A 16390-nucleotide genomic window follows, 5' to 3' on the forward strand; every position below is an offset into this window, starting at 1 on the left:
ATGGTCACTAGCTTGCGTCGCGCATGGCGCTGACGACCTTCTCCATGAAAGCGTCGGCCGACATGTTCGGATTGTTCCAGTACTGCGTGACCGCGTCCTGCATGGCGCCGGAGAAGTTCGGCGTGCTGATGATCTCCATGCTTTCCACCTGGTTGGCCGGGTCTTTCAGGATTGCGTGGGACTTCTGGGCGCAGACATCCATGGACGACACGTCCACATCCATGCGGACCGGGATCGAGCCCTTCTTCTTGTTGAACTCAATCTGGGTGGTCGGATCGAGCAGAATGTCGATCAGCTTGTCCTGCGTTGCAAGAACCGTCTTGTCCTTTGTTGTCGGGAAGACGAACACGTCGCCGCCGATCTGGAGCTTCGGCTCCTGGCCGACGACGGTGCAGCCATATTCCTTGCCGGCGGTCTGGCCTGCGGCGATGAACTCGCCCTTAGCCCAGTCGCCATTGAAGTGCATGGCGGCCTTGTTGGTGATCACGAGTGCGGTGGCATCGTTCCAGTTCCGCCCCGGGCTGCCCGGATCGACCAATGCGCGCATCTTGCCGAAGAGCTCGACCGTCTCCTTGAACTTCGGATCCTTCGCGATCTTCTGGTCCCGCGCCCCATAGAGTTTGCGGAACATGTCCGCACCGCCGTGGCCGACGAGAACTGCCCGGAACAGATTGTGTTCCCAGTTCGGCTGTCCGCCCAGGGCGATTGGAATGACACCCTTCGCCTTCAGCTTCTCTCCGGTCTCGACTAGTTCAGGGAAGGTTTTCGGCGGCTCGAGCCCGGCATCGGCGAAGACTTTCGTATTGTAGAACATCCAGTTTTGACCATGGATGTTGATGGGAACCGCGTAGAACTTGCCGTTACGAACTGTGGCGTCGACGATCGGCTTTGGCATGATCTCACGCCATTTTCCAGCCTGCGCCTGCTTTTCGACATCCCGGACGAGGTCGTTGCTGACCAGCTCGTCGAACTGCTTGCCGGTGTTGAACTGCATCATGGTCGGAGGATTGCCGCCCACGATACGGTTGATGCCGGCCGTGCGAGCGTTCGCGCCACCTGCAATCGCATTGTCGACCCAGGTGCCGCCGGCTTTCGTGAACTGATCGGCAAAGACTTTGACAGAGGCAGATTCACCCGCCGATGTCCACCAATGAATCACCTCAGCCTTTTGCTGCGCAAGTGCTCCAGAGCTTGAGATCAAGGCAAAAGCAAGGGTATACGCGGAAACGCGTTTTTTCAGGCGCATGGCTTCCTCCCAGAAGCGTTGTATCGACTTTTGTAATCGATTACATCTTGTGTGATAAGTTGTAAGCACTTTTTCCAGAAGTCAAGACACTACGGAAATCGTGAACGTGGTCTATAACGAGAGGGATGATATCTTGTTGGAGTCCCTGGAGTATTCTCCATGAGCCGGAAAGGCTGGCGTTCTGCAAAGGAAGTGCGCATCGCTGATGTAGCCCGGCTTGCCGGTGTCTCGACGGCCACGGTCAGCCGTGTTCTGGCCGATCCGAACAAGGTCAGGCCAAAGACGCGCGATCTCGTGACCGAGGCCGTCCGACGCAGCGGCTACACACCGAACAGCGTGGCAAGAAATCTTCGCAAGCGCCGTACCATGACAGCCTTGGTTGTGGTGCCCAACCTTGCGAACCCCGTTTTCGCTCAAATCCTGCGCGGGATCGATGATGAGCTCACACAATCGGGCTATGGCCTTGTCATCGGCAATCTCGACAATTGCGCCGAGAGGGAGGCGCGCTATGTCGAGCTTGCCTTGTCCCGACAGGTCGATGGCATCATTCTCATGAATGGTCGTATTCCTGAAAGCGACAAGCGAACGATGAGGGAGGCCGGGCTTCCCATGGTGGCCATGTGCGCGGCCATTCATGAGGAAAAGATCCCGAATGTCGTCGTTCAGGATCGAGAGGCATCTCGCGCCGCTGTCGAATATCTGGTTCGGCTTGGACACAGAAGGCTGGGATACATCGCCGGACCGCCTCCTAACGTCATTGCGGCTGAGCGTCTTGCAGGTTTTCTCGAAGGCGTCGCTGCGGCAGGATTGTCGAGCCAGGACTTCGTGTGTTGGGAGGGACGGTTTGTTTTTTCAGCCGGTGTCGCTGCTGCAGAAGCCTTCCTGCGTCTTAGGAACAGACCAACAGGCATATACGCCTCTTCCGACGAGAGTGCGATCGGCTTCATCAAGGTCGTTCGGGCGGCTGGCGTTCGCGTTCCTGAGGATGTTTCCGTGATCGGATTTGATGGCATCGAGTTTGCCGATTATGTCGAGCCGACACTGACCACATTTCGGCAGCCGCTGCATGAACTTGGGCGAAGAGGCGCGGATGTGCTGCTCAAAATGATCCGTCAGGAAATGAGCACGGAGGATTGGAACATCCGGTTGCCGTTGACACTGCTGGAACGTGACACGACCGGTCCATTCTTGCAGGATTCAACAAAGGTATCCCGGCAGAGCCGGGTCCGCACGCGGGTTCTATCTCAATAACACTTTCCATGGGAGGACGTTATGCAGCCTGTTCGCTGGGGAATTCTGAGTACGGCAAAGATCGGCCGGACGAAGGTCGTGCCGGGAATGATGAAGAGCTCTTTATGCGACATCGTGGCGGTTTCCTCTCGCAATGAGGCTTCCGCTCGGGAGATGGCTGGCGAGCTTGGAATCAGGAAAGCCTATGGTTCCTATGAAGCCTTGCTGGCTGATCCGGACATCGAGGCGATCTATAATCCGCTTCCCAATCATCTGCATGTTCCGATGACCTTGGCGGCTGCTGCTGCCGGCAAGCATGTCCTGTGCGAGAAGCCCATCGCCATCACCTCCGCTGAGGCCGAGAAGCTGAAAGAAGCCTCATCTCAGGTGCTGATCGGCGAGGCCTTCATGGTGCGGCACCATCCGCAGTGGCAGCATGTCAGAAACTTGATCAGAGGCGATGAGATCGGCGAGCTGCGAGCCCTGCAGGTGGCCTTTTCATATTTTAATGTCGATCCCCTCAATATTCGCAACAAGGCCGATATCGGCGGTGGCGGTCTTCTGGACATCGGCTGTTATGCCGTGGTGGCGGGACGCTACTTTTTCGATGCAGAACCTCTCCGGGTGATCGCTTTGGTCGATCGAGATCCTGCGTTCGGAACCGATCGCATGGCGAGTGCGCTCATGGATTTCGGTGCGGGTCGGCAGCTGACCTTTACGGTTTCAACCCAGACGGTCCCCTTCCAGCGGCTTCAGGCTCTTGGCACGAGAGGGCGGATCGAAATCGAAATTCCCTTTAATGCTCCCGCGGACAAGCCGGTTCGGATCTTTGTGGACGACGGTACCGTCCATGGTGGAGGGTCGGCTCGGGCTACTGAATTTCGTATGGTGGACCAGTACCAGCTCCAGGGCGAGGCCTTCAGCCGAGCTGTTCGAGGGGCTGAGCCGTTGGCCTATGGACTGGACGATGCGATCCAGAATCTGCGGATTCTCGATGCGCTCCGGCGCTCGGAGGCTTCTGCGGCCTGGGAAGCTATTTAGCAGACAGATCTGGAGACCGAAGAGGCGAGGGGGAGAGGCTGACATTTTGTCCGCCTGGAGGCCCTCGTCCCCAGATGCGACCCATGCCATAAGGCCGCCGCAACCGCTTTAGGCTTGAGGATTATGATTCGCGTCGAGAACGTCAGTAAACAGAACAGCCACCGGATTCTTTTCATTGAAGCCTCTGCGACCCTCCAGAAGGGCGAAAAGGTTGGTCTTGTGGGCCCCAACGGCGCGGGCAAGACGACGCTCTTTCGGATGATCACCAAGGAGGAGCAGCCGGACGAGGGCCAGATCTCCGTCGATCGAGGCGTGACCATCGGCTATTTCAGCCAGGATGTGGGCGAAATGGCGGGTCGCAGCGCAGTCGCCGAGGTGATGGACGGGGCTGGCCCCGTCAGCGAGGTGGCTGCTGAGCTGAAGGGGCTCGAAGCCGTGATGGCGGACCCGGATCAGGCGGGAAATTTCGATGCCATCATCGCGCGCTATGGCGAGGTGCAGGCGCGCTACGAGGAGCTCGACGGCTATTCCCTCGAAGGCCGCGCCCGCGAGGTGCTGGATGGCCTCGGCTTCAGCCAGGAAATGATGGATGGTGACGTGGGCGCCTTGTCCGGCGGTTGGAAGACGCGCGTGGCGCTCGCTCGTATCCTTCTCATGCGCCCTGATGCCATGCTCCTCGACGAGCCGAGCAACCATCTCGATCTTGAGAGCCTCATCTGGCTTGAGGAATTCCTCAAGGGCTATGAGGGCGCTCTGCTCATGACCTCGCACGACCGCGCCTTCATGAATCGTATCGTCAACAAGATCATCGAGATCGATGGCGGATCGCTCACCACCTATTCCGGCGATTACGAGTTCTACGAGCAGCAGCGCGCGCTAAACGAGAAGCAGCAGCAGGCGCAGTTCGAGCGCCAGCAGGCGATGCTCGCCAAGGAAATCAAGTTCATCGAGCGCTTCAAGGCGCGCGCCTCGCACGCCGCGCAGGTGCAGAGCCGGGTGAAGAAGCTGGAGAAGATCGAACGCGTGGAGCCGCCCAAGCGGCGCCAATCCGTGGCATTCGAGTTCCTTCCCGCGCCGCGCTCGGGCGATGATGTGATTACCCTCAAGAATGTCCATAAGGGCTATGGCAGCCGCAGCATTTATGAGGGGCTCGATTTCGCGGTGCGCCGAAAGGAGCGCTGGTGTGTCATGGGCGTCAACGGTGCCGGGAAGTCCACACTGCTGAAGCTGGTTGCAGGCGGTGCCAAGCCCGACCAAGGCACTGTCACCATCGGCGCCAGCGTGAAGATGGGCTATTTCGCACAGCACGCCATGGAAGTGCTCGACGGCGACCGCACGGTGTTCGAGTTCCTGGAGGATTCATTCCCGCAGGCGGGGCAGGGTTCGCTGCGCACGCTTGCCGGATGCTTCGGCTTCTCGGGCGACGATGCGGAGAAGAAATGTCGTGTGCTCTCAGGCGGCGAGAAGGCGCGTCTCGTGATGGCCAAGATGCTTTACGATCCGCCGAACCTCCTAGTGCTCGACGAACCCACGAACCACCTGGACATGGCGACCAAGGAGATGCTGATCGAGGCGCTCTCGCGCTACGAGGGCACCATGCTCTTCGTCTCGCACGATCGTCACTTCCTGGCTGCCCTGTCAAACCGGGTTCTTGAGCTCACGCCAGACGGCATCCATCAGTATGGCGGCGGCTACACCGAATATGTGGCGCGCACTGGCCAGGAAGCCCCCGGTCTACGGCACTAAGGTCAGGCATGCGGGGCATTGTCGGGCGCCCCGCGTTATTTTGCGTTTAGTCCCAAGCCAGAGCACCGCCGCTCTGGTAGTCGATGACGCGAGTCTCGAAGAAGTTCTTTTCCTTCTTCAAGTCCATCGCCTCGGACATCCATGGAAAGGGATTGTCGACATCGGCGAAGACTGAGCCTAAGCCAAGCTGAGCACAGCGGCGATTGGCGATGAAGTGCATGTATTGCTCGCACAGCGCCGCATTCAGACCAAGGAAGCCGCGGGGCATCGTGTCCCGGCCATAGGCCGTTTCAAGCTCGGCTGCTTCGCGCAGCATCTGGCGAACCTCTTCCTGGAAGGCCGGCGTCCAGAGATGCGGGTTCTCAATCCTGATCTGGTTGATGACGTCGATCCCAAAATTCAGGTGAATGCTCTCGTCGCGCAGAATGTATTGGTACTGTTCCGCTATCCCGACCATCTTGTTGCGGCGGCCCAGCGCCAGGATCTGCGCGAAGCCCGTATAGAACCACATGCCCTCGAAAACGACGTAAAAGGCGATGAGATCGCGCAGAAAGGCCTGGTCGGCTTCCGGAGTTCCCGTAGCGAATGAGGGCTTCTCGATTCCATGCGTGTGCTTGAGCGCCCAGGCGGCCTTGTCGGTAATCGAAGGAACCTCGCGGTACATGTTGAACAGTTCGCCCTCATCAAGGCCGAGGCTTTCGACAATGTATTGGAAAGTGTGCGTGTGAACCGCCTCCTCAAACGCCTGGCGGAGCAGATATTGGCGACATTCCGGATTGGTGAGGTGCCGATAAATCGCGAGAACGATGTTGTTAGCAACAAGACTCTCCGAGGCCGCGAAGAAGCCGAGATTGCGCTTGATCATGCGCCGCTCGTCTTCTGTCAGCCCATCGCGCGATTTCCAGAGCGCGATATCCGCTTGCATGGAGACTTCAGTCGGCATCCAGTGATTGTTGCATGCGGAGAGGTACTTCTCCCAGGCCCACTTGTATTTGAGTGGCAGCAGCTGGTTCACATCGGCACGACAATTGATCATGGCCTTCTCATCCACACTGACACGCCCGCCGCTGCGGTCGATGGAGCCAAGGCCCATGGTATCGGCGAGAGGGGCAGGAGGAATGGAGGCGCGTTGAGCCGCGTTGTGAGAAGCATCCCAGTCGAGCATGGAAAAGGTCCTTGAATGATGGAGGTCGGCCGCGCGCATGCGCCGTGTGGCCGTAAACAGGAAAGAGAGGTGACTGAAGCGGCCTATTGGCACGCTTCGCAGGTCGGATCGTCGATGGAGCAGGCTCTGACCTCAGGCGCATGGCTTGCCGCGGCCGGAGCAATCTGCACGGCATTCAGCTTGCCGTCCGTTCCCTTGAGGGTCGATTTTTCCACGTGGGTCGCAGCCGTGGCACGTAAATAATAGGTCGTTTTGAGCCCACGCTCCCAGGCGAGGCGATACATGCCGTCGAGCTTCCGTCCATTCGGATTGGCGATGTAGAGATTAAGCGACTGCGCCTGATCGATCCACTTCTGACGGCGCGCCGCCGCTTCGATCAGCCAGAACGGTTCGATCTCGAAGGCCGTGGCATAAAGTGCTTTGAGGTCGTCCGGAACACGGTCAATGGGAGCCAGACTTCCGTCGAAGTATTTCAGGTCCGCAATCATCACCTCGTCCCACAGGCCGCGCGCCTTCAGGTCATGCACAAGAGCGGGGTTTACCACCGTGAAATCGCCCGACATGTTGGCCTTCACATAGAGGTTGCGGAAGGTCGGTTCGATGGATTGCGAAACCCCGCAGATGTTCGAGATGGTCGCTGTCGGTGCGATGGCCATGACATTGGAGTTGCGCATGCCGACCTGCATGACGCGCTCGCGCAGGGATGCCCAATCGAGGGCCGCCGAGCGGTCGAGTTCCAGTTCTCCGCGAGCTTCGGCAAGCCGCTCAAGAGAGTCGATAGGGAGAATTCCCTTCGACCAGAGCGAACCCTCGAAGCTTGGATAACGTCCGCGCTCCGCCGCGAGGTCACAGGAGGCCGAGATGGCATGGAAGCTGATGATTTCCATGCTCTCGTCAGCGAAAGCAACGGCACCTTCGGATGCGACCGGCAGGCGAAGAGTGTGGAGGGCATCCTGGTAGCCCATGAGCCCAAGACCTACGGGGCGGTGACGCAGGTTGGAACGGCGAGCCTCCGGGACCGTGTAGAAATTGATGTCGATCACGTTGTCGAGCATCCGCATGGCGGTCTTTACCGTGCGCGCTAGATGCTCGTGGTCAATCCCCTGTGGCGTCACGTGATGGGCGAGATTAATGGAGCCGAGATTGCAGACGGCGACTTCATCAAACGATGTATTGAGGGTAATTTCCGTGCAGAGGTTGGATGAATGTACGACACCCATATGCCCTTGAGGGGAGCGGATGTTGCAAGGGTCCTTGAAGGTGAGCCAGGGATGTCCTGTCTCGAACAGCATGGTGAGCATGCGGCGCCAAAGATCCAGCGCCCGAACCTGACGAAAGATCTTGATCCCGCCCTGTGCAGCCTTGGCCTCATAGGCCTCATAGGCTTCTTTGAAAGCCGGGCCGTAGAGATCGTGCAGATCCGGCGTCTCGTCCGGGGAGAACAGGGTCCACACACCGTCCTCGGCGACGCGCTGCATGAACAGATCCGGGATCCAGTTGGCCGTATTCATGTCATGAGTGCGGCGGCGGTCGTCTCCGGTGTTTTTCCGGAGATCCAGGAATTCCTCGATATCGATGTGCCATGTCTCGAGATAGGCACAGACGGCGCCCTTGCGTTTGCCGCCTTGGTTCACAGCGATGGCCGTGTCGTTGGCAACCTTCAGAAATGGAACGACGCCCTGACTTTCTCCATTGGTGCCCTTGATATGGGCGCCCAGACCGCGCACCGGCGTCCAGTCATTGCCGAGGCCGCCTGAGTATTTCGCCAGGAGAGCATTGTCCTTCACGGCCTTGAAGATGCCGTCAAGGTCGTCCGGTACGGTCGTCAAAAAGCAGGAGGAGAGTTGCGGGCGCGTCGTGCCGGCATTGAACAAGGTCGGCGTCGAGGCCATGAAGTCGAAGGATGACAGGAGATCGTAGAACTCGATCGCCTTCTCCTCTCTGTTGATCTCACGCAAGGCCAAGCCCATTGCCACGCGCATGAAAAAGGCCTGAGGCAATTCAAACCGGGTTCCCGCAATGTGCAGGAAGTACCGGTCATAGAGTGTCTGCAGGCCGAGATACTGGAAGTTCAGATCGCGCTCAGGCTTCAGCGCTGCTGCCAGACGATGAAGGTCGAAGCGGCCGAGCTCGGCGTCGAGCAACTCTGCCTCGACGCCCTTTTTCACATATTTTAGAAAATACTCGGCATAGCGTTGATCCATCTCGGCCTGCGTGGCCTGTTGCCGCTCGCCATGGATGGTGCTCAGAGCTTCTCTGCGGAGGTTGTCGAGCAGCAGGCGAGCGCTCACATAGGAGTAATTCGGCTCCTGCTCGACCAAGGTGCGCGCGGCGAGAACGGGTGCGAGCGCCAGCTCGGTCTCTCTGATGCCGTCGTAAAGATTGCGCCGGGTTTCAGCCAGGATGTCATCTGCTGCAACGTCGGCCAAATCCTGGCAGGATTCCGTCACAAGCGCTTGCAAACGCGTCATATCCAGAGGAGTTCTCATGCCGTCTGTCAGTGTCATGTGCAAGCGCGGCTCTTCAGACTCGGGCACTGGCGCAGCCTTGGCCCGCTCGGTGGCGCGCTGCTCCCGATAGAGCACATAGGCGCGCGTCACCTTGTGATGCCCACCACGCATGAGAGCAAGCTCGACCTGATCCTGCACCTCCTCGATATGGAAGATACGCCCTGCTTCAGCCCGGCGGGTGAGGGCGGTAACGATCTCTGTGGTGAGAGATGAAACCGTTTCATGAACGCGACGGGAGGCAGCAGCCGTCGATCCCTCGACACTGAGAAAAGCCTTGGTCAGTGCCAACCCGATCTTCGAATCATCGAAAGGCGTGACACTGCCGTTACGCCGGATGATGTGGTAACCGGATTCAGATCCAGCAGGCGGTTCAGCGAAAGAAGCGAAAGGGACCGCCGTGGCGGTTTGTGTTGTGGAGAGAGAGTTTGACATTCGGCAACCCCAAAATGTTGGGGGCATGGGCCGAGGAACGCGAGGCAGGCCGCGCATATCATACGCGGTAGCGGAGCGATCCTTCGGGGCACCCCGCCCGAGGACAAGATCGTCAGTCCTGGGCAGGTCTCCTGGCTTGCGGGTCATCGCCTTCTGCCGGTCTTCCCGGTGATTGCTCACCAGTGACATATAAGGGCAGGAGACTCGTCGCTCACAGTTGCGGGGGCAGCCCCGGATTTGCCTTTTAGGCTCACCGGATTCCCTCTTAGCTTCGGATGCGAATCCGAAGACCCATGACTACAATACGTAGTACATGTGAGATGTCTCTCGTCAATATAGTGAAAAGTGGCTCGGTGTGCATGTCCCCAACTTCGTTGGGTGGTTCAAGATTGGCCTTCCACCTATCAAGCCTCAGAGAGGGAGCGCCGGTTGCGGAAAGCCGCCGACATGACAGCATGCCTCGGCCGCTGTGTCGCGCCCCAACTCCAGGCAGCTTTGGAGATCCTGTCCGGTGGAGAACCCGGCAATGAAGCCTGCAATGAAGCTGTCACCAGCTCCAGTCGTATCCACGACCTTCACGGGTTTGATGCCCGTCCGTCTGATGCAGGTGCCATCGGAAGCCATACTGCCGCGAGACCCGCATGTGACGACCGCGAGCCTCGGGCCTCTCGAGAGAAGGTTGTTCAGGACCTGCTCCGCCTGATCCAGATCCTCTCCAGCGGAGGCAAAGGCGATATCGAGTCCTTCGATGCCGAGATGATGAGCATCAGTGTTGACAGAGATGTCCTGTGAGACACTGACGCCGGAGGCGCTCAACGTACGGCGCAATGCGCCTCCATCGTCGAGCCACCCGATATGGACGTGCCTCATCTGCAACAGAGTCTGAAGGTCGAAATCATTCGGGCGATAGCCTCTGCAGACTCCAAATTCCTCGAAAGCGAGCGTCCTCTCTCCAGCTTCATCGACGTCGATATTGGTGTATGCCGTAATCCCCGGCAGGATATGCACGTGATCAATTGAAAGACTGTTATCCTTGAAACAGGCAAGCAGGCGACGGCCATCTTCATCTGGACCGACCGCGCCGAAATAGCCTGTCTTGAGACCGATCTGGCTGAGCTGCACGGCCACATTCACGGCATTGCCTCCGACCAGCGACACGCCTATCGGAGGCATGAAACGATCAATGCAATTGTCGCCGACGGTTGCGAACTCGAACGAACTCATCGGCGACCTCTCTCAGGCATGTCTTCTCAATATGTGACACGCTTATAATAGCGGCGCGTCGTCAGCGGATGGTTGCGCTTCACTTCCAGGTGTGCGCTGATCCGTTCGAAGATCGTCGCAAGAACGACAGGAGAGATCAAGGTGCGAACCTTGTCGGAGATTCCCGGAAGCATGAATTCAGCGGTGTCGAAGACACGGACCTTGTCCGTATAGGCTGGCAGGAAGCGTTCGACACGCTCGACGAGTGGACGTGATGCATCCTCACCTTTGAAGAGGAGTACGCTGACGCCTTTCTCCACCAGCTCAAGCGTGCCGTGAAAGAAGTCGGAGGCATGGACCGGGCGGGTCCGGACCCACTGCATCTCTTCGAGAATGCACATGCCGTAATAGAAGGCCTCGGGCCAGGTCGAGCCGGCCCCCGTGATGATGTGATAGGGCTCGCTCTTGATCTCTTCGGCAATGCGCTCGGCCTGGGCTTCATAGCCTCTCTTGACGCTCAGCAAAGCATGCGGCAGGTGAGCCAGTTCCTGAGCGGTCTCGTCGAAGTTGGCATATTCGCCTCGCAGGTGCATGACAGCGAGAGCGATGAGAAGCGATTGGATATAGAAGGATTCACAGGAGGTGTCGTCCTCGGCGAAATTCACGAACGAATGGTCTGCCCCTTTTGCAAGAGGGGTCTCCGCGTGGCCGATGAGACTGATGATCTTCGCACCCTTCGCCTTGCAGTATTCCATGGCCGCGACGCTCTCTCTGGTTGTTCCGGAGAGAGAAGGGATGACAACAATCGACTTGGGCCCGAGTGCCTGATGGCCGGTCAGGACAAGTTCTGCCGACATCTCCAGGAATGTGGCAAAGGAGGATTGCCGCTGGAGCATCTGCGCGGCAGGCATCATCAAGATCGCAGCCCCGCCGGTTCCTAAAAAGAACAGGTTCTGGGCACCCTGTTCAAGGCACTCCTGAACAGCACGGTAGAGACCCCCGGCATGGGACACGGCGCCGGATTGGATACGCAGGAAGCGCTTTTCATCGAAGTTCAGCATGTAGGCTCTCGAAGAATGTTGGAGCTGAGATCAACTTAATGACAGTCGTCTGACAACTTGTGCGAGGGGCGATATGCTGTCAAGATGGATTTGATGCAAGCTTCGCTATCCGCAGGTTGAGCCTGGGATTCTGGCAAGGAAGAGACTTGATGAAGGCGATAAAGGAGAGGCAGCTTGAGATGCTTGCGTCCAAGTCAAAGATCGTTCAATCCTGAGTGGACTGACAACTGGCCTCACGAGTGAGCTGAATCCGATATGTCTCTGATTACCCCGCTCCGTGATGAGCGAACTCTGGTTCTGCAGCTGCGCGATGCGATTAGCGCCTTGATCGATGAGCAGGGTCTTAAACCAGGCGATCAGTTGCCGACGGAAGCCGAACTCACCCGGAAATTTCAGATCTCAAGGCCGGCTCTGCGAGAGGCATTAAAGCTTCTGGAGCAGGATGGCGCGATTTATGTGAAGCATGGCAAGGGACGCTTTGTCTCGGCTGCGGCCGCTCTCCAAGTCGAGCGACCGATCACCTGCTTCGAGAGCGTCACTGATATGATGCATAAGTCGGGATATCGCCCGACCAACAAAGTGCTGTCGATTTCTGAGGAAGTCGCATCAGAGGAAGTGCAGGAGGCCTTGCATCTTTCTTCTGGTTCTCGCGTCATTCGGCTGGAGAGGCTGCGAATGCAGGGGGAAGAGGTCTTGGTCTACTGCCTGGACTATATTCCCCGTTCCATCATTTCCGATCGTCTCTACGACATCGACTGGAGTGGATCTTTGCTCGATTTGCTGGAGCGCCATGACATGCGTCCGCGGATGTCCGTAGCGATTGCCGCCTCTGTCATGCTGCCGCCTGATGTCAGCGAGAGAAACGACCTGCATGATTTCGGTCCGGCTTTCTTGATCACGGAAACTGCGTTCACGCCTACAGGAGCTCCTGTCGTCTTCGCGAAGGACTACCATCGCGGCAGCCGTTTTTCATTCAGCTTCGTCCGCAAATAAAATCTCTCTCGGCTTCTTGTTCCGGCTCTCAATTTGGGCAGTATGCAGGGCATGCTCACCGCTCAGGCTTGTAGCGGTTGAAACTTTCTCTTCCTCAGCGTCAGCACTCTTGACAGTAGAAAAGATTAGTCGTCTGCTGTCAGACAACATAAATCGGCGAAAGCGCCATGAGGGAGAGTTCGGATGGCTAAGTGGCTGATTGTGCGGCAATTCACGTATACTGAAGGCTGACCGCTGTCAGCAGATTGCGAGACAGGAGCCTCGCAGGCTGGAGTGGCTTAGAGTGGTCTATCCGCCTTTCAGGCACTGATGGGTGCTGCCCAGCCGCGCGAAGCCAAGTCTGGTCAGCATAGAGTGCTGCCGGGTGTTCTTGTTTCGAGTCTGTTCTTCTCTCTTCAAAGATTTTCAAAGCTTCCATCTCCCGATGTGGTGGAAGCCTGTTTTGACGCTCAGTCGCACTGGGCGTGAGCTGCGGCTCCAAGAAATAGGGAATACCTATCGCCTTGTTATCCAACCACAACCAGAGGAAAGATGAAGGATGCGTAAGCTCTTTCTTGGCACAATGGCGGCCTTGGGATTCGTCTCGGCCATGAATGCAACGGCTCAGGCCGGCCCGACCATGGACCGGGTTATGAAGGCCGGTGAGATGAAGGTCGCGACCAACAGCGGGTGGCCTCCGCAGAGCTATCTCGATGACAACAATAAGCTCGTTGGTTTCGACGTGGACGTCGCCAACGAAATCGCCAAGCGCCTCGGTGTGAAGGTAAGCTTCGAGACGCCCGAATGGAACGTGATGACCGGCGGTCGCTGGCATGGCCGTTTCGATGTGGCCGTCGGTTCCGTGACGCCCACCAAGGCGCGGGCTCAGGTGATCGACTTCGCAGGGATCTACTACTACAGCCCTTATGTCTTCGTGGTGCACAAAGACAGCAAGGCCGCCTCGCGCAGTGATCTGAACGGCAAGAAGATTGGTGTCGAGACCGGCACGACCTCGGAGGATTACATCAATCGCCGTCTCGAGATCGATGCCCCCGGCATTGCACCGATCCAGTACACGCTGACGCCGGGCGAGGTGAAGACCTATGCCGACTCGATGCTGCCGTTCGATGATCTGCGTCTAGGCGACGGCACGCGCATCCATGCGGTGATCGCACCGGAGCAGACGGCCCAGAACGCCATCAAGAACAAGTATCCGGTGAAGATCCTGCCCGGCGATGCCGCCTTCAAGGAGCCGCTTGTGGTGGTAACAGATAAGGGTGATCCGGAATGGACCGCCAAGCTCGGCAGCATCATCCAGAGCATGAAGGATGATGGCACTCTGAGCAAGCTGACCACGAAATGGTACGGCGCCGACTACAGCAAGTAAGCGTGCCGTAACCTGATTGAATCTCCCTCCCGCAACACGACGCGACCGATCATGTCCTACATCGAAACCTATTACCGCCGGGCGCTGGGCCCGGATGCTGTCCAGAGACCGGCGCTCGAAGGGCATGTGAAGGTTGACGTCTGTGTCGTGGGCGGGGGATTGGCCGGTCTGACGGCCGCTCTCGAACTGGCGCGGAAAGGCAGGAAGGTCTGTGTGCTGGAAGCCAACCGAGTCGCCTGGGGCGCCTCGGGGCGCAATGGTGGCTTCGTGAGCCCCGGTTGGGCGGCCCGCTACAAGAACATCCAGCGTATGGTCGGTGCCGATCATGCCAAGGAGCTGCACCGCCTTTCCATCGAAGGCATGGAGGATGTTCTGAAGAATGTCCACGCCTTTGCCATTCAAGACGCGAAGCCGACTCATGGCATTCTGGGCGCTGTACGCTACGAGGCGACGGATGGTCTCAAGGCACATCGCGATTGGCTGGAAAAGGAATTCAGTTACAGGATCGAGTTCAAGAGCCGCGACGAGGTGAAGCAGCTGCTCGCCTCGCCGCGCTACTACCAGGCGCTGTACGATCCGAATGCCTTCCATTTCAATCCTCTCACCTATGCCCGGGCGGTTGCCGCGGAAATCGAGCGGTTAGGGGGCAAGATTTACGAAGGATCGGCTGCCGTTGCGGTGGCCCTAAATCGTGCGGCCAAGATCACCAAGACCGCGCATGGCGCTGTCGAGGCTGATCATCTGGTGATCGCATCGGGAGGCTATACCGGAAATCTCATTCCGCAGCTCAAGCATAGCTACCTGCCCATCGCGACCTATGTGATGCTGACCAAGCCTGACCGGGAGCTGATTGCGAGCGCGATTCGAACCGATGCAGCTATCGGCGATGACCGGCGTGCCGGTGATTATTATCGCGTCGTCGATGGCGGCGAGCGCATCCTCTGGGGCGGCAAGATCACGACACGGACCACAGAGCCGCGCCTTCTGGGTCGTCTGCTGCATAAGACCATGGTCTCGACCTATCCGCAGCTGAAAGACCTCGATGTCGAGATCGTCTGGTCGGGTCTGATGTCTTATGCGCGTCACATGATGCCTCAGGTCGGACGGTTGCAGCCTGGCGTCTGGTACTGCACGGCCTTCGGCGGACATGGCATGAACACCACCGCCATCGGCGGGCGCGTGATTGCTGAAGCGATCCTCGGCGAGACGGATCGGTACAAGTTGTTTGCTCCCTTCGGCCTTGCCTGGAATGGCTGGGTTGCAGGCCGCGCAGCCGCTCAGCTCACATACTGGGCTTATCAGGCGGCCGATCTCTTCCGGGAGCGGAAGTCGGCATAGACTTAATTTGCATTGAAATGGGTTTGAGAGAGGATTGGCCTGATGCATTACGCCGATAATGTCGATTACCCGAGGCTGCTGTCCCGGCCGTCCGTCTTCATTCCGGGTCTTGGGCTTCTCTTCGGCATTCTTCTCTACGCGCAGGCCGGAGCCACATCATTCGGCAAAATGCTTGCGGGACTTTTCGGACTGGCAGAAGGCTCTCCCTCCGCCGCAAATCTCCTCGTCGCGTTGCTCATCACAGGTATCGTCGCGCTGAACGTCGCCTTCGTGATGCGTCTGAGCATCAAGCATCAGATGTATGCAGTCTGGGTAGAGCTTGCACTGCTGGTTCTGCTGTTCTTCTATTCGTTCGATCTCAGCTTCGAGTTTATCCGCCGCAAGATCGGTTTCCTGCTCACGCAGGGCCTGGTGACGACCCTCTATGTGTCGGCCATCTCGATCGTCGTCGCATCGATCCTGGCGATGATCGGTGCCATCGCAAAGCTGTCCTCCAACGGCATCGCGTTAGGAATAGCGAATTTCTACACCTCACTTTTTCGCGGTCTGCCGCTGCTCATGCAGATCTATATGATTTATCTTGGTCTGCCGCAGCTTGGATATGTCATCAACGCGGTTCCCGCCGGTATCCTGGCTCTGTCGCTCTGCTACGGTGCCTATATGACCGAGATCTTCCGCGCTGGCATCGAGAGCATTCCGAAAGGCCAATGGGAGGCCTCCCGCGCTCTCGGATTGAAGCCGAGAGACACGCTGACCCGCATCATTCTTCCCCAGGCGATGCGCATCATCATCCCGCCGACTGGAAACCAGTTCATCGCCATGCTGAAGGACAGCTCGCTGGTGTCTGTGGTGGGCGTGTGGGAGCTCATGTATCTCGCCCGCACCCAGGGGCAGACCGAGTTCCGTCATGTGGAGATGATGATCACCGCCTCGCTGATCTATTGGATACTGTCTATCGTTCTGGAGCTCGTCCAGGTGCGCATCGAGCGGCGCTTCAACAGGGCTCAGATGCGATAATGCATGTCATTATCGAAACCATGCGCGTGTGAGAGGAGATTT

Annotated in this window: 12 protein-coding genes and 1 riboswitch; of the genes, 7 read left to right on the forward strand and 5 right to left on the reverse strand. The window is 58.1% G+C overall.

Annotated features, from left to right (window positions below; translation table 11 throughout):
- Window positions 1-7: 7 nt before the first annotated feature.
- On the reverse strand, window positions 8-1246 hold the full coding sequence (locus ACUXUR_RS14605; RefSeq protein ID WP_445503087.1) for an ABC transporter substrate-binding protein: 1239 nt from the start codon (window positions 1244-1246) through the stop codon (window positions 8-10).
- A 159-nt stretch (window positions 1247-1405) separates the two neighbouring features.
- On the opposite strand from ACUXUR_RS14605, the gene ACUXUR_RS14610 reads away from it, so the two are divergent.
- From ACUXUR_RS14610 to ACUXUR_RS14620, 3 genes are all read left to right on the forward strand, one after another.
- Window positions 1406-2497 (forward strand): LacI family DNA-binding transcriptional regulator, encoded by a 1092-nt coding sequence (locus tag ACUXUR_RS14610; RefSeq protein WP_445503088.1) that lies wholly within the window; start codon window positions 1406-1408, stop codon window positions 2495-2497.
- 21 nt (window positions 2498-2518) lie between these two features.
- Window positions 2519-3517, forward strand: coding sequence for a Gfo/Idh/MocA family protein (locus ACUXUR_RS14615; protein WP_445503089.1), 999 nt, complete (start codon window positions 2519-2521; stop codon window positions 3515-3517).
- Between the two features lie 123 nt (window positions 3518-3640).
- Window positions 3641-5263, forward strand: a complete 1623-nt coding sequence (locus ACUXUR_RS14620) for an ABC-F family ATP-binding cassette domain-containing protein (protein ID WP_445503090.1) — start codon at window positions 3641-3643, stop codon at window positions 5261-5263.
- A gap of 46 nt (window positions 5264-5309) precedes the next feature.
- On the opposite strand, the gene ACUXUR_RS14625 is transcribed toward ACUXUR_RS14620, so the two are convergent.
- The 4 genes from ACUXUR_RS14625 to ACUXUR_RS14640 all read right to left on the reverse strand — a co-directional run bounded on the left by ACUXUR_RS14625 (window position 5310) and on the right by ACUXUR_RS14640 (window position 11634).
- Window positions 5310-6428: a ribonucleotide-diphosphate reductase subunit beta gene (locus tag ACUXUR_RS14625; RefSeq protein ID WP_445503091.1), complete on the reverse strand. Its 1119-nt coding sequence runs from the start codon at window positions 6426-6428 to the stop codon at window positions 5310-5312.
- Between the two features lie 83 nt (window positions 6429-6511).
- Window positions 6512-9370 (reverse strand): ribonucleoside-diphosphate reductase subunit alpha, encoded by a 2859-nt coding sequence (locus tag ACUXUR_RS14630; protein WP_445503092.1) that lies wholly within the window; start codon window positions 9368-9370, stop codon window positions 6512-6514.
- Between the two features lie 104 nt (window positions 9371-9474).
- Window positions 9475-9680: riboswitch (cobalamin riboswitch) on the reverse strand.
- 101 nt (window positions 9681-9781) lie between these two features.
- Window positions 9782-10594 (reverse strand): PfkB family carbohydrate kinase, encoded by an 813-nt coding sequence (locus ACUXUR_RS14635; protein WP_445503093.1) that lies wholly within the window; start codon window positions 10592-10594, stop codon window positions 9782-9784.
- Window positions 10595-10620: 26 nt separating this feature from the next.
- Window positions 10621-11634, reverse strand: a complete 1014-nt coding sequence (locus ACUXUR_RS14640; protein WP_445503094.1) for an SIS domain-containing protein — start codon at window positions 11632-11634, stop codon at window positions 10621-10623.
- A gap of 261 nt (window positions 11635-11895) precedes the next feature.
- Between ACUXUR_RS14640 and ACUXUR_RS14645 the strand changes: the two genes are divergently transcribed.
- From ACUXUR_RS14645 to ACUXUR_RS14660, 4 genes are all read left to right on the forward strand, one after another.
- Window positions 11896-12627, forward strand: coding sequence for a GntR family transcriptional regulator (locus ACUXUR_RS14645; RefSeq protein ID WP_445503128.1), 732 nt, complete (start codon window positions 11896-11898; stop codon window positions 12625-12627).
- A 538-nt stretch (window positions 12628-13165) separates the two neighbouring features.
- A complete protein-coding gene (locus ACUXUR_RS14650) occupies window positions 13166-13993 on the forward strand; it encodes a transporter substrate-binding domain-containing protein (protein ID WP_445503095.1) in 828 nt (275 codons plus the stop codon).
- A gap of 51 nt (window positions 13994-14044) precedes the next feature.
- Window positions 14045-15331: an NAD(P)/FAD-dependent oxidoreductase gene (locus ACUXUR_RS14655; protein WP_445503096.1), complete on the forward strand. Its 1287-nt coding sequence runs from the start codon at window positions 14045-14047 to the stop codon at window positions 15329-15331.
- Window positions 15332-15373: 42 nt separating this feature from the next.
- Entirely contained in the window at window positions 15374-16348 is a 975-nt protein-coding gene (locus ACUXUR_RS14660) for an amino acid ABC transporter permease (RefSeq protein ID WP_445503097.1), read from the forward strand.
- The last annotated feature ends 42 nt before the right edge of the window (window positions 16349-16390 follow it).

Source organism: Microvirga medicaginis, assembly GCF_052658925.1.

Bases quoted from the DNA above. Each gene is read 5' to 3' on its own strand.
- ACUXUR_RS14605 (WP_445503087.1), bottom strand. From the start codon at position 1,246: ATGCGCCTGAAAAAACGCGTTTCCGCGTATACCCTTGCTTTTGCCTTG.
- ACUXUR_RS14655 (WP_445503096.1), top strand. From the start codon at position 14,045: ATGTCCTACATCGAAACCTATTACCGCCGGGCGCTGGGCCCGGATGCT.
- ACUXUR_RS14650 (WP_445503095.1), top strand. From the start codon at position 13,166: ATGCGTAAGCTCTTTCTTGGCACAATGGCGGCCTTGGGATTCGTCTCG.
- ACUXUR_RS14635 (WP_445503093.1), bottom strand. From the start codon at position 10,594: ATGAGTTCGTTCGAGTTCGCAACCGTCGGCGACAATTGCATTGATCGT.
- ACUXUR_RS14625 (WP_445503091.1), bottom strand. From the start codon at position 6,428: ATGCTCGACTGGGATGCTTCTCACAACGCGGCTCAACGCGCCTCCATT.
- ACUXUR_RS14610 (WP_445503088.1), top strand. From the start codon at position 1,406: ATGAGCCGGAAAGGCTGGCGTTCTGCAAAGGAAGTGCGCATCGCTGAT.
- ACUXUR_RS14615 (WP_445503089.1), top strand. From the start codon at position 2,519: ATGCAGCCTGTTCGCTGGGGAATTCTGAGTACGGCAAAGATCGGCCGG.
- ACUXUR_RS14630 (WP_445503092.1), bottom strand. From the start codon at position 9,370: ATGTCAAACTCTCTCTCCACAACACAAACCGCCACGGCGGTCCCTTTC.
- ACUXUR_RS14620 (WP_445503090.1), top strand. From the start codon at position 3,641: ATGATTCGCGTCGAGAACGTCAGTAAACAGAACAGCCACCGGATTCTT.
- ACUXUR_RS14660 (WP_445503097.1), top strand. From the start codon at position 15,374: ATGCATTACGCCGATAATGTCGATTACCCGAGGCTGCTGTCCCGGCCG.
- ACUXUR_RS14640 (WP_445503094.1), bottom strand. From the start codon at position 11,634: ATGCTGAACTTCGATGAAAAGCGCTTCCTGCGTATCCAATCCGGCGCC.